Source organism: Mitsuaria sp. GD03876 (assembly GCF_029840635.1).
Classification (GTDB): Bacteria; Pseudomonadota; Gammaproteobacteria; order Burkholderiales; family Burkholderiaceae_C; genus Roseateles.
On sequence record NZ_JAOCCU010000032.1, the window covers coordinates 19,056 to 31,957 of the forward strand.

Genomic DNA, 12,902 nt, shown 5'->3' on the forward strand with positions numbered 1-12,902 from the left:
GGGGGAACCGGCGGGCGGTGCCGGACGAGTCGTCAAGGAAGCTGATTATGCTGGCGGGCTCAACACCTGACACCCCTCCCGCCTCTCGATGAACGACCTGATACACGCGGTCGCGGCCTTCCTGCTGCCGCCCACCGGCGCCTTCCCGCTGCTGCTGCTGGCCTGGTGGCTGCGGCATCGCCGGCGCTGGCTGTCGGGCGCGCTGTTCGCGAGCGGGCTGCTCGCGGTCTGGGTCGGCAGCACCGAGCTCGGCGCGCTGTGGCTGCAGGACCGGCTGCTCGGCCCGCAGCAGGCCGTGACCGTCCAGGCGCTGCGCGACGTCCCGCCGCGGCAGAGCGTGATCGTGGTGCTCGGGGGCGGCGCCCGCCGGCTGATGCCCGAATACGGCAGCGCGCAGCTCAAGACGGTGTCGATCGAACGGCTGCGCTACGGCATCTGGCTCTCGCGCCAGACCGACATCCCGCTGATGTTCACCGGCGGCACGCCGCGCGACGCGTCCGACGACACCCTCACCGAAGCGGGCGTGGCCGCGCGGACCGCGCGCGAGGAATTCGGCTTCACGCTGGCTTGGCAGGAGGACCGCGCCACCGACACCCGCGAGAACGCCCGCTACACCGCCGAGCTGCTGCGGGGCAAGGGCATCCGGCGCGTCGTGCTGGTCACGCACGACGTCCACATGCGCCGCGCGATGCGCGCCTTCCGCGAGGCGCTGCCGCCGGAGGTGGAGCTGGTCGCCGCGCCGATGAACCTGGCGCTGCCGGGCATCGAGTGGCGCGACCTGCTGCCGTCGCAGGAAGGCACGGCCCGGGCGCGTTACCTCGGCTACGAATGGCTGGGCTACGTCGCCGGGCATTGACCGAGCGCCCGAAAACGCCGGCCCCAAATAGAAACCCCTCCCGAGCCGGGCGACCCGGACGCGGGAGGGGTGGGCGGACCAGCCGCCTTTGGGGCTCCACGGCCATCTGCCGCGGGGCTCCTGGCGCGCAGAGACTGCGCCAGAGAAAGTGCCGGAAAGGCCAGACAACCTTAGGTCGGCCCTCCGCGCCCTTCAAGGCGTGATCCCTAGGAACTAGTGATTTCCTAGCCCCCGAACAAACGCTGATAGAGATCCGCGGCCCGGGTCTTCTGCTCGGCCGGCATCTCGATCACCCGGCCCCACTCGCGGCTGGTCTCGCCCGGCCACTTGTTGGTCGCGTCCATGCCCATCTTTCCGCCCAGCCCGCTGACCGGCGAGGCGAAGTCCAGGTAGTCGATCGGCGTGCCTTCGACCAGCGTCGTGTCCCGCGCCGGATCCATCCGCGTCGTGATCGCCCAGATCACGTCCTGCCAGTTGCGGATGTCCACGTCCTCGTCGACGACGACGATGAACTTCGTGTACATGAACTGGCGCAGGTAGCTCCACAGCCCGAACATCAGCCGCTTGGCATGCCCCGGATAGGCCTTCTTGATCGAGATCACCGCCATCCGGTAGCTGCAGCCCTCGGGCGGCAGGTAGAAGTCGACGATCTCCGGAAACTGCTTCTGCAGGATCGGGACGAACACCTCGTTCAGCGCCACGCCCAGCACCGCCGGCTCGTCGGGCGGCTTGCCGGTGTAGGTCGAGTGGTAGATCGCGCCGTCGCGCTGGGTGATCCGGCTGACCTCGAACACGGGGAACCAGTCCTGCTCGTTGTAATAGCCGGTGTGATCGCCGTAGGGGCCTTCCAGCGCATGCAGGTAGCCGCCCTTCTCCTTGAGCGGGATGCCGTCCTCGCTGTGGCCGGTGAAACCGGGCGCGGCCGGCGGGATGTGGCCTTCGAGCACGATCTCCGACGTCGCCGGCACCTGCAGCATCCGGCCGGCTTCGCCGACGTTCGTGTCGGCGACCTCGGTCCGCGAGCCGCGCAGCAGGCCGGCGAACTGGTATTCGGACAGCGAATCCGGCACCGGCGTCACCGCGCCGAGCGTCGTCGCCGGGTCGGCGCCCAGCGCCACCGCGATCGGGAACGGCTGTCCCGGATTCGCGATCGCGAAGTCGCGGAAATCGAGGGCGCCGCCCCGGTGCGCCAGCCAGCGCATGATCAGCTGCCGCTTGCCGATCAGCTGCTGTCTATAGATACCGAGGTTCTGGCGCAGGCGGGGATTGGGAATCCCTTGCGGGCCGCGCGTCACCACCAGGCCCCAGGTCAGCAGCGGGCCGATGTCGCCGGGCCAGCAGGTCTGGATCGGCAGCCGCTTGAGGTCGACGTCGTCGCCCTCGACCACTTGCTGCTGGCAGACCGGGCGCTTCACCAGCGCCGGCTTCATGTCCCAGAGCGCCTTGGCCATCTGCGCCAGCTTGCCCACGTCGCGCAGGCCGCGCGGCGGCTCGGGCTCCTTCAGCGTCGCCAGCAGCTGGCCGACCTCCCTCAATTGGGTGGTCGACTCGGCCCCCATGCCCAGGGCCACCCGGCGCGGCGTGCCGAACAGGTTGGCCAGCACCGGCATGCGGTGGCCGGTCGGCTGCTCGAACAGCAGCGCCGGGCCTTCCGCCCTGAGGACGAGGTCGCTCAGGGCCGTCATCTCGAGCACCGGCGACACCGGATCCGCGATGCGCCGCAGCTCCCCCATGCCCTCCAAAGCGCCGACAAAGTCACGGAGATCTCGGTACTTCATAACCATTAGTTGTTTAGAACAAGCCTTATACGGTTGACGGGTTATTTTTGATCCATAGAATCGCGCCCTGCCCTGATCCCAGGGTTATCCCGGTCTTCGCTGTGGGAAGCGAAACCGGTCCGCTGCCAATGGACGCTGGATCGCCCGTCCGTCGCACCAAGCGCCCGGAGCCCTCTGAGAGCCCTCCGAGCCGACGACGACGCCCGAACCGGCCCATTATCGCCACGCCCAGCCAGGCGCCCGACGAGAGAACGCACCCGCGTTCCCCGACGGACCCGAGGCGGACGTGGTCGGAGAAAGGAGTCGCATGACAGCGCGTTCTGACCTGTTATCCCTGCCCCGCCAGGCGCAAGCCGCCCTGGTGCTTTTCATCAAGGACATCGGCCAAGGCCTGCTGGTCGTCAGCCACAACACGCTCGCCCTGGTGGGCTTCGCCGTGGTCGCCATCGGCCTGGTCTTCGCCAGCCAGACCGACCTGCGCCAGCAGCTCGAAGGCCAGGTGCTGGGCTGGCTCAACGCCCGCCACGAGGCGCGCGTGGAGGCCTCCGGCGACGTGCTCGCGCTGCTGGCCGAGCCCGAGGCGATCACCCGCGCCACCGCGGTCGACCCCAAGGAGCTGACCCGCCAGCAGGCGCTGGTGGCGAACTACCTGGCGCGCCGCTACCGCGTGGCGCCGGAGCCGGTCAGCCGCCTGGTCAAGGAAGCCTGGGACGTCGGCCAGCGCGCCCGCGTCGATCCCACGCTGATCCTGTCGATCATGGCGATCGAGTCCGGCTTCAACCCGTTCGCCCAGAGCGCCGTCGGCGCCCAGGGCCTGATGCAGGTGATGACGCGCGTGCACGACGACAAGTACGAGGCCTTCGGCGGCAACCTGGCCGCGTTCGACCCGATCACCAACCTGCGCGTCGGCGTGCAGGTGCTCAAGGAATGCATCCAGCGCGCCGGCAGCCTCGAGGAAGGCCTGCGCCGCTACGTCGGCGCGGCCAACCTGCCCGACGACACCGGCTACGCCGGCCGCGTGCTGGCCGAGCAGGACCTGCTCAAGGCGGTGGTCCAGGGGCGCAACATCAGCCCGTCGGCGCCGCGCCCGATCCGCGAGCCGGCCTCGGCGCCGGCCCCGACCGGCGAGCAGGTCGCGATGACCGCCTCGATGCACTGACCGGCGCCAGCCGCTCCCCCCGCGGGAGGCACGCTCAACGGGTTCCTCGGGAACCCGTTTTTCATTCGCGAAGGCTCCTGCCGCCGCCTCCCCGGAACAATGTCACGGCCCGGGCCGTGCCCCGGTCCGGTGCGGCTACACTGCACGCTTCGCGCAACTGGCGATCAGGGCGCCCTGCACGTGACATCCGGTCGCGGCGCAGGCGTCGCCCGAGGTGGGTCACCACCGGGAAGCGCGAGCGGCCGGAGACGTTCTCCGGCTGTCCGTGCCGTTCGCCTGGGCCGCCGTCGTTCCGGCATCCGTCGCCGCCTCGCTCACGCGATCGCGCCGATGCGCCGCCGGCCGGGCGGCGCCAACCCTTGAGCCGACATCATCATGTTTGACCGCACCCAACAGACCCTCGCCCACGTCGACGCCGAAGTCTTCGCCGCCATCCAGCAGGAGACGAAGCGGCAGGAAGACCACATCGAGCTGATCGCCTCGGAGAACTACACCTCCCCGGCGGTCATGGAAGCGCAGGGCAGCCAGCTGACCAACAAGTACGCCGAGGGCTATCCCGGCAAGCGCTACTACGGCGGCTGCGAGTACGTCGACATCGTCGAGCAGCTGGCGATCGACCGCCTCAAGCAGCTCTACGGCGCCGAGTACGCCAACGTGCAGCCCAACAGCGGCTCGCAGGCCAACCAGGGCGTGTTCTTCGCGCTGCTGCAGCCCGGCGACACCATCATGGGCATGAGCCTGGCCGAGGGCGGCCACCTGACCCACGGCATGGCGCTGAACATGAGCGGCAAGTGGTTCAACGTGATCTCCTACGGCCTGAACGCCAAGGAAGAGATCGACTACGACGCGATGGAAGCGCTGGCGCGCGAGAAGAAGCCCAAGCTGATCATCGCGGGCGCCTCGGCCTACTCGCTGCGCATCGACTTCGAGCGCTTCGGCAAGATCGCCAAGGAGATCGGCGCGTACTTCATGGTCGACATGGCGCACTACGCCGGCCTGATCGCCGCGGGCGCCTACCCCAACCCGCTGCCGCACGCCGACGTGGTGACCTCCACGACGCACAAGAGCCTGCGCGGCCCGCGCGGCGGCATCATCCTGATGAACGACGAGGCGATCGCCAAGAAGATCAACTCGGCGATCTTCCCCGGCATCCAGGGCGGCCCGCTGATGCACGTGATCGCCGGCAAGGCGGTGGCGTTCAAGGAGGCGCTGTCGCCCGAGTTCAAGGCCTACCAGCAGCAGGTCGTCGCCAACGCCAAGGTGCTGGCCGACACGCTGATCGAGCGCGGCCTGCGCATCGTCTCCGGCGGCACCGAAAGCCATGTGATGCTGGTCGACCTGCGTCCGAAGAACCTGACCGGCAAGGAAGCCGAGGCCATCCTGGGCGCCGCCCACATGACCTGCAACAAGAACGGCATCCCGAACGACCCGCAAAAGCCGATGGTCACCAGCGGCATCCGCCTGGGCACGCCGGCGATGACCACGCGCGGCTTCAAGGAAGAGCAGGTCCGCAAGACCGCGCACCTGATCGCCGACGTGCTGGACCAGCCGCACGACGAGGCCAACCTGGCCCGCGTGCGCGAGCAGGTGGCCGAGCTGACGCGTCAGTTCCCGGTCTACCGCTGAGCGGAGCCCGCGGCGCATGCGTTGCCCCTTCTGCGGTCACGGCGACACGCAAGTCTCGGAGACCCGCGAGTCCGACGAGGGCGACGTGGTGCGCCGCCGCCGGCGCTGCCAGTCCTGCGACAAGCGCTTCACGACCTACGAGCGCGCGGAGATCGCGTTGCCGATGGTCGTGAAGAAGGACGGCACGCGCGCCGAATTCGACATGGGCAAGCTGCGCGCGTCGATGACGCTGGCGCTGCGCAAGCGGCCGGTCAGCATCGAGCAGATCGACGCCGCGCTGGAGCGCATCCAGGAGAAGCTGCTCAGCAGCGGCGCGCGCGAGATCCCGTCGACCAAGCTGGGCGAGCACGTGATGCGCGAACTCAAGCGCATCGACAAGGTCGCCTACGTGCGCTTCGCGTCGGTGTACCGCTCCTTCGAGGACGTCGACGAGTTCCGGCAGTTGATCCGGGACATCTGACCTCTTCCCGAACAGTCCTCCCCCCAAAGCCGGCCCCCTTCAGCGGGCCGGCTTTTCCCTCCTGAAGGCGAAGCGCGCGGCTCGCCGTCTCCCTAGAGTTCCTGGCAACTCTTCCGGAGATCCACCGTGCCGCCGTTCGCTCCCCTTCCCGCTTCCGCGCCGTCCACCGATGCGCCGTCCACCGATGCGCCATCTGCCGACGCGCCATTCGTCGACGCGCCATTCGTCGGCGCGGCCCATGGCCGCCTCGGCTCGAACGCGCGTGGCTTCAGCCTGATCGAGGCGCTGGTCAGCGTCGCGATCGTCGCGCTGCTGGCCGTGCTGGCGGGGCCCGACCTGCGCGACTGGCTCTGGCGCCAGCGCCTGTCGAACGCGGCGCAGGCGGTGCTCGGCGACCTGCAGCTCGCGCGCAGCGAGGCGATCCAGGGCGCGCGCAACGTCATCCTGCATTTCGGCGGCGACGAGTCCGGCGTCAGCGGCAGCGGCCGCTGCTACGTGCTGCACACCGGCCCGGCTGGCGCCTGCGCCTGTCGCGTCGACGCGCCGCCGGTCTGCGACCCCGGCGCGCAGGCGCTCAAGCAGGCCCGCTGGCAGCGCGGCCGCGGGCAGGCCGAGGTGGTGGCCAACGTGCCGTCGATGCTGTTCAGCGGCCGCCAGGGCACGGTGTCGGTCAGCGGGACCGTCGAGGTGCGGATGACCGGCATCGGCGCGGTGCGCCACGTGGTCCACATCACCGGGCGTGTCCGCAGCTGCGGCACGGACAGCGCGATGAACCGCCTGCCGAGGTGCGCATGAGCCGCCGCGGTTTCTCGCTGATCGAGGTCCTGGCGGTGCTCGCGATCCTGGCCGTGCTCGCGGCGTTGGTCTTGCCCGGCTTCCGCGCCCAGATCCTCCAGGGCCGACGCGCCGAGGCGCGCGAGGCCTTGCAGGCCGTCCAACTGGCGCAAGAGCGGTTCCGGTCCAGGAACCCGCGCTACGCCGATCGGCTGGAGGCGCTGGAGCATCCGGCGACGACCCGGAGCAGCCTGTATCGATTGCGGATCGTGCAGGCGGATGCGACGACCTACACGGTCGAGGCGATCGCCCAAGGCACCCAAGGCGGCGACCGCCCCTGTCGCGTCCTGCGGCTGCGGCTGGAACTGGGCGCCATCCACACCGCCGGCCTGGACGAGCAGGGTGCCGAACAGGCCGCCTGCTGGCCGCGATGACGAGGCGCAGGACATGAGGCATTCCATGAGCCGCGCCATCCCGCGTCCGAGCCGCTCGCGCGGCTTCACGCTGGTGGAACTGTTGATCGGCTTGGCCATCGGCCTGGCCCTGATGGCCGGCGCCTTCGCGATGGCGGGATGGCAGCTTGGCGAGCATCACCGCTTGATGCTCGAGCTGCAGGTCCAGCAGGACCTGCGGGGAACGGCCGAATTGATGCTGCGCGACCTGCGACGCGCGGCGTTCTGGGACCGGGCGCAGGACGGTGTCTGGGACGTGGACCGGCCGTCGCCGGTATCGAACCCCTTTGCCGACCTGTCGATCGCGGACGCGGGCACGCGCATCGCCTACAGCTTCGCGCGGGAAGGCGCGGCGGGCGGCGACGCCGCTCGCGAGGGCGCGGGCTTCCGCCTCGTCAACGGCCGCATCGATCAGCTCATCGCCGGTCGACACCAGCCGCTGATCGATCCCACGGTCCTGCGCGTGCGGGCCTTCGAAGCCAGGGTTTCGGCCACCGCCACCGCCACCGCCACCGCCTCAGGCTCGGGCTCGGGCTCGGGCTCAGGCTCAGGCTCAGGCTCGGACGATGGTGGGGCTGGCAACCCGTCCCGCTGTGAACCCCGGCTCGACCGCCGGCTCGTCGTGTTGTCCATCGACGCGGAGGCGGCGCACGACCGTCGCGTCCGCCACCGCCTCGAGCTGCACAGCCGCCTGCGCAACGACACGCTGACGGAGTCCTGCCCATGACGCGACGACGCGAACGTGGCATCGGCACGCTGGCCACCTGCGCGGTGATGCTGATGGTGTTGGCCTTGGGCGCGGCCTGGGCGGCGCGGCAGATGACGACGGCGCAGCGCGTCGCCGCCAACGACCATCGCGCGGCCCTGGCCTTCGAGGCCGCCGAATCCGGCCTGGCCTGGGCGGTCGCGATGCTCAACGGCGGCGCCATCGACGCCGCCTGCCGACCCGCCGTCGTCGGGACGGCCACATCCGCCGCGGCGACGATGGCGACAACCCAGGCGCCCACGAAGCTCGGCGGCTCGACCGCCCTCGACTTCCGCACCCGGTTCCTGTCGATCGGCACCGATGGCCACTACCGCGCCCCCGCGAGCACCGACGCCCCGCCGCCGCCGACCTGCTGGAACACGGACGCGCTGCGCTGGACCTGCCGATGCTCGTCCGGCAGCCAAGGGAATGACGACGCGAGTCCAGCGGGCGGGGCGCCGAGGCCGCGATTCAGCGTGCGGTTCATCGATGGCGGCGCACCGGGCCAGCTCAAGTTGATCGCCTCCGGATGCAGTGACCAGCGCCCCCATTGCGACGACCTGACCGACGGCCCGTCCGGCGTGGCCGAGACGTCCCAGCACCTGGCCCTCCTGAGCGCCCTGCGGCTGCCGCCCGCGTCGGCCCGGGTCGAGGGCCCGGGCAGCTTCCTCCAGGTATTCGGCTACCCACCGGCGCACTACCGAAACCAACCCGCGATCGCCCGGCTTCGATGCGACGGCGAGTGCGCCGGCCCGTTGGCGCAAGCGCTCGCGCGCGGGCGGCGCCTCGTCTGGATCGACGGCGACGCTCGGCTGTCGCGCTGGCCGGACGAGGCGCTGGACGGCACGCCATGGATCCTCGTGGTCGATGGACTGCTGACGCTGTCCGCCCCCGGCCATCCCCAAGGGGTGCTGTATGCGCGAGACGGCATCCACTGGCACCCGGCGGCGGGCACGGCAGCCTCGCTGCGTGGCGCGCTCGTCACCGACGGCGTGATCGACCGGGCCCGCTCCGTGGAGCTGATCCACGACCGGGCGGTGCTGCACCAGCTTCATCGCCGGATGGGCAGCTTCCTGCCAGTCCCTGGCGGATGGACGCCGACACGATGACCACACCGCTCACCCCTCCCCGACGGCCGGCCAGCCACGGCGGCTTCACGCTGATCGAAGCGCTGATCGCACTGGCGCTGCTGAGCATCGGCATCGTCGGCCTGATGACCCTGCAGGTCCGGCTCCGGCTGGCTGCCGACGAGGTCCGCAACCAGGATCAAGGCCTGCGCCTGGCGCGCAACGAACTTGAACGCTGGCGTTGGCGGCCCGAGGGCTCGGCGCCCGCCCTGACCTGGGAAGGACCCACCACCGCGTTCCACGTCACCGGCCGCTCGGCCACGCTGGACGAGGCGCTCGGCCTCGGTCGCACCGATCGGGACCGCGCCGACCGGGATCGCGCCGGCGGGCGCCCCGGCCCCGGCAGCTCTGGACACAGCAGCGAGCAAGACGCGGGAATGACCGCCCTGCCCCTTCGCCCCGTCCACCTGCGCGTGCAGTGGATCGACCGCCAGGGACGCCCCCACGCGCTGGCGCTGGACAGCCTGTTGCCGACCACCGATCCCGCCCTCTCCGCATGGCTGCTCCTGGGCCCGGAGGCCGCCGCTAGACTGCGCGCCATGCAAGATTCCCGACCGCCCCTGGCCACCGGCTCCGCGACCGCTCCGGCCTCGCCGACCTCGCGCGACGACCGCTGGTTGGCTCACGCCGTGCAGCTCGCCGAGCGCGGCATCGGCCTCACTGATCCGAATCCGCGCGTCGGCTGCGTGATCGTCGACGGGCAGGACCAGGTGCTCGGCCAGGGCCACACGCAACCGGCCGGGCAGGCGCATGCCGAGGTCATGGCCCTGCGCGATGCCCAGTCGCGCCAGCGGGACGTGCGCGGCGCGACCGTCTACGTGACGCTCGAGCCCTGCGCCCACCATGGCCGCACGCCGCCGTGCTGCGACGCGCTGATCGCGGCCGGCGTGGGCCGGGTCGTCGTCGCGCTGGGGGACCCGAACCCGCAGGTCGCCGGGCAAGGCCTGGCGCGGATGCGGGCCGCGGGCATCGCGACCGAGGTCCTGCCGGTGGACCATCCGTCCGCCGTCGCGGCCAGCGAGCTCAACATCGGTTTCCTGACCCGGATGCGGCAAGGCCGGCCGTTCGTGCGGCTGAAGGTCGCGGCCTCGCTGGACGGCCGGACCGCCTTGTCCAACGGCGTGAGCCAATGGATCACCGGCCCCGACGCGCGCCGCGACGGCCATGCCTGGCGACGCCGGGCCGGCGCGGTGCTGACCGGCATCGGCACCGCCCGCGAGGACGATCCGCGCCTGGACGTGCGCGACGTCGAGACGGTGCTGCAGCCACAGCGGGTGCTGATCGACTCGCGATTGGAGCTGTCGCCGACGGCGCGGCTGCTGGACCCGCCCGGCCAGTTGCTGGTCTATCACGCGCTGGCGGAGCCCGGCGAGCGCGGCGCGGCGCTGGCCGCCCGGGGCGCCGAGCTGGTGTCCGTCGCCGATCCGGCGCGCGGCAAGGTCGACCTCGCCGCGGCCATCCGGGACCTGGGCCGGCGCCAGGTCAACGAGCTGCACATCGAGGCCGGGTACAAGCTCAACGGCTCGCTACTGCGCACCGGGCTGGTCGACGAACTGCTGCTCTATCTCGCGCCGATGCTGCTGGGCGACGGCCGCGGCATGGTCGACCTCGGCGGCCTGACGGCCCTGGACCAGGCCTCGCGCTGGCGGCTGGTCGACAGCGCGCCGGTCGGCGGCGACCTGCGGCTGCGCCTGAGACCGGCCACCGCTTGATGCCGCCCCGCCTACAATCGCGCCCATGCCTATTTCACCGATTCCCGAGCTGGTCGCCGAACTGGCGGCCGGCCGCATGGTCATCCTCGTCGACGAGGAAGACCGCGAGAACGAGGGGGACCTCGTGCTCGCCGCCGATCACGTCACGCCCGAGGCGATCAACTTCATGGCCAAGTACGGCCGGGGCCTGATCTGCCTGACGCTGACGCGCGAGCGCTGCGAGCAACTGCAGCTGCCGCCGATGGCCACGCGCAACGGCACCAAGCACGGCACAGCCTTCACCGTGTCGATCGAGGCCGCCACCGGCGTGACCACCGGCATCTCCGCCGCCGACCGCGCGCGCACGGTGCAGGCCGCGGTCGCCAAGGGCGCCGTCGCGGCGGACCTGGTGCAGCCGGGCCACATCTTCCCGCTGCAGGCCCAGGACGGCGGCGTGCTGATGCGCGCCGGCCATACCGAGGCCGGCTGCGACCTGTCGCGGATGGCCGGGCTGACGCCCGCGGGCGTGATCTGCGAGATCATGAACGACGACGGCACCATGGCCCGCCTACCGGACCTGGAGATCTTCGCCAAGGAACACGGCCTGAAGATCGGCACGATCGCCGACCTGATCGAGTACCGCAGCCGCAACGAGTCGATCGTGCAGCGCATCGCGCAACGTCCGCTGGACACGCGCGAGGGCCGCTTCGAGTGCCACGTCTTCCGCGACCGCTCCAACAACGTCCACATGGCGCTGGCGCTGGGCCAGTGGGACAAGGACCAGGAAGTGCTGGTGCGGGTGCATGAGCCGTTCTCGGCGATGGACCTGCTGGACGCCGGGCGCTGCGGCCACAGCTGGCCGCTGCCGCAGGCGCTGGCCGCGATCCAGCAGGAAGGCGCCGGCGTGGCCGTGCTGCTGAACTGCGGCGAGGACGCCGACGCGCTGCTGGCGCGCCTGCAGCCGGCCGGCGCGGAAGAACCGCGCCAGACCATGGACCTGCGCACCTACGGCGTCGGCGCGCAGATCCTGCGCGAGCTGGGCGTGCACCGGATGAAGCTGCTCGGCAGCCCGCGCCGCATGCCCAGCATGACCGGCTACGGGCTTGAGGTCACCGGCTTCCAGGCCGCGCAGGCCACCCCCAACGACTGCTGAAGGCCGAGGACCGCATGCAAGGATCTGACAAGGGTCGGTCGACCCCGCTCGATGGACGCGGGCTGCGCGTGGGCATCGTCCAGGCGCGTTTCAACGACACGCTGACCACCGCGCTGGCCACCGCCTGCCTGGGCGAGCTCAAGCGGCTCGGCGTGCAGGACGGCGACATCCGCCACGTGACCGTGCCCGGCGCGCTGGAAGTGCCGGTGGCGCTGCAGGCGATGGCCGCGAGCGGTCGCTACGACGCGCTGGTGGCGCTGGGCTGCATCATCCGCGGCGAGACCTACCATTTCGAATTGGTCGCCAACGAGAGCGGCGCCGGCGTGACGCGCCTGACGCTCGACCACCGTCTGCCGATCGCCAACGCGATCCTGACGGTGGAGAACGAGGAACAGGCCTGGGCGCGGGCCGAGGACAAGGGCCGCGATGCCGGCACCGTCGCCGTCGAGATGGCACAGCTGCTGAAAGAACTGAAGTGAGCAACAAGGACACCTCCCCCACCGCCGGCAAGCCCGCGGCCAAGTCCGGCGGCAAGCCCGCGGCGAAGAAGGCACCGGCCAAGTCGGCCCGCCGCCGTTCGCGCGAGCATGCGCTGCAAGGCATCTACCAATGGCTGGTGACCGGTGACGACGTCGGCGTGATCGACGCGCACACCCGCGAGCAGGACGGCTTCGACAAGGCCGACCGCGGTCACTACGACAAGCTCTTCAACGGCGCCATCGAGGAAGCGGCCGATCTGGACACGGTGCTGGCGCGTCACGCGGACCGCAAGACCACCGAGCTGTCCCCGATCGAGCACGCGATCCTCATGATCGGCGCGTACGAGCTGAAGAACTGCATCGACATCCCGTACAAGGTCGCGATCAACGAGGCGGTCGAGTTGGCCAAGTCCTTCGGCGGCACCGACGGCCACAAGTACGTCAACGGCGTGCTGGACCGCGCCGCGGTCGACCTGCGCCCGGTCGAGGTCAAGGCCTCCCGCGGCTGATCCCGCGCCGGCCGATGCCGACAGACAGGGCCCGGGACGGCGACGTCCCGGGCCCTGGTCGTTTCCGGCTTCATGAAGAGTTCGTTAACCTGC

At 70.9% G+C, this 12,902-nt stretch carries 13 protein-coding genes; 12 read left to right on the forward strand and 1 reads right to left on the reverse strand.

Annotated elements, in window-relative coordinates; translation table 11 throughout:
• Positions 1–88 precede the first annotated feature (88 nt).
• A complete protein-coding gene (locus N5D62_RS19275; protein ID WP_279759502.1) occupies positions 89–856 on the forward strand; it encodes a YdcF family protein in 768 nt (255 codons plus the stop codon).
• A 224-nt stretch (positions 857–1,080) separates the two neighbouring features.
• Here the strand turns inward: N5D62_RS19275 and N5D62_RS19280 are convergent, their stop codons facing one another.
• Complete coding sequence (locus N5D62_RS19280; protein WP_279759503.1) at positions 1,081–2,634, reverse strand: UbiD family decarboxylase; 1,554 nt, start codon at positions 2,632–2,634, stop codon at positions 1,081–1,083.
• A gap of 307 nt (positions 2,635–2,941) precedes the next feature.
• On the opposite strand from N5D62_RS19280, the gene N5D62_RS19285 reads away from it, so the two are divergent.
• The 11 genes from N5D62_RS19285 (at position 2,942) to nusB (ending at position 12,809) form a co-directional block, all read left to right on the forward strand.
• Positions 2,942–3,793, forward strand: coding sequence for a lytic transglycosylase domain-containing protein (locus tag N5D62_RS19285; protein WP_279759504.1), 852 nt, complete (start codon positions 2,942–2,944; stop codon positions 3,791–3,793).
• 375 nt (positions 3,794–4,168) lie between these two features.
• Complete coding sequence (glyA, locus tag N5D62_RS19290; protein ID WP_279759505.1) at positions 4,169–5,419, forward strand: serine hydroxymethyltransferase; 1,251 nt, start codon at positions 4,169–4,171, stop codon at positions 5,417–5,419.
• A gap of 16 nt (positions 5,420–5,435) precedes the next feature.
• A complete protein-coding gene (gene nrdR, locus N5D62_RS19295) occupies positions 5,436–5,879 on the forward strand; it encodes a transcriptional regulator NrdR (protein ID WP_183479216.1) in 444 nt (147 codons plus the stop codon).
• Between the two features lie 126 nt (positions 5,880–6,005).
• Positions 6,006–6,674, forward strand: coding sequence for a GspH/FimT family pseudopilin (locus N5D62_RS19300; RefSeq protein ID WP_279759506.1), 669 nt, complete (start codon positions 6,006–6,008; stop codon positions 6,672–6,674).
• Entirely contained in the window at positions 6,671–7,087 is a 417-nt protein-coding gene (locus N5D62_RS19305) for a type IV pilin protein (protein WP_279759507.1), read from the forward strand. Before N5D62_RS19300 ends, N5D62_RS19305 begins: the two co-directional genes overlap by 4 nt.
• Positions 7,088–7,112: 25 nt before the next feature.
• A complete protein-coding gene (locus N5D62_RS19310) occupies positions 7,113–7,832 on the forward strand; it encodes a prepilin-type N-terminal cleavage/methylation domain-containing protein (protein WP_279759508.1) in 720 nt (239 codons plus the stop codon).
• A complete protein-coding gene (locus tag N5D62_RS19315) occupies positions 7,829–8,959 on the forward strand; it encodes a PilX N-terminal domain-containing pilus assembly protein (protein WP_279759509.1) in 1,131 nt (376 codons plus the stop codon). Before N5D62_RS19310 ends, N5D62_RS19315 begins: the two co-directional genes overlap by 4 nt.
• Complete coding sequence (gene ribD / locus N5D62_RS19325; RefSeq protein ID WP_347881826.1) at positions 8,956–10,689, forward strand: bifunctional diaminohydroxyphosphoribosylaminopyrimidine deaminase/5-amino-6-(5-phosphoribosylamino)uracil reductase RibD; 1,734 nt, start codon at positions 8,956–8,958, stop codon at positions 10,687–10,689. The genes N5D62_RS19315 and ribD overlap by 4 nt, the downstream gene beginning before the upstream one ends.
• A 25-nt stretch (positions 10,690–10,714) precedes the next feature.
• Positions 10,715–11,821 carry a bifunctional 3,4-dihydroxy-2-butanone-4-phosphate synthase/GTP cyclohydrolase II gene (gene ribBA, locus N5D62_RS19330; RefSeq protein WP_279759511.1) on the forward strand — a complete coding sequence of 369 codons (1,107 nt, stop codon included), beginning with the start codon at positions 10,715–10,717 and terminating at the stop codon, positions 11,819–11,821.
• 14 nt (positions 11,822–11,835) lie between these two features.
• Entirely contained in the window at positions 11,836–12,300 is a 465-nt protein-coding gene (gene ribH, locus N5D62_RS19335; RefSeq protein ID WP_279759512.1) for a 6,7-dimethyl-8-ribityllumazine synthase, read from the forward strand.
• A complete protein-coding gene (gene nusB / locus N5D62_RS19340; RefSeq protein WP_279759513.1) occupies positions 12,297–12,809 on the forward strand; it encodes a transcription antitermination factor NusB in 513 nt (170 codons plus the stop codon). Before ribH ends, nusB begins: the two co-directional genes overlap by 4 nt.
• The last annotated feature ends 93 nt before the right edge of the window (positions 12,810–12,902 follow it).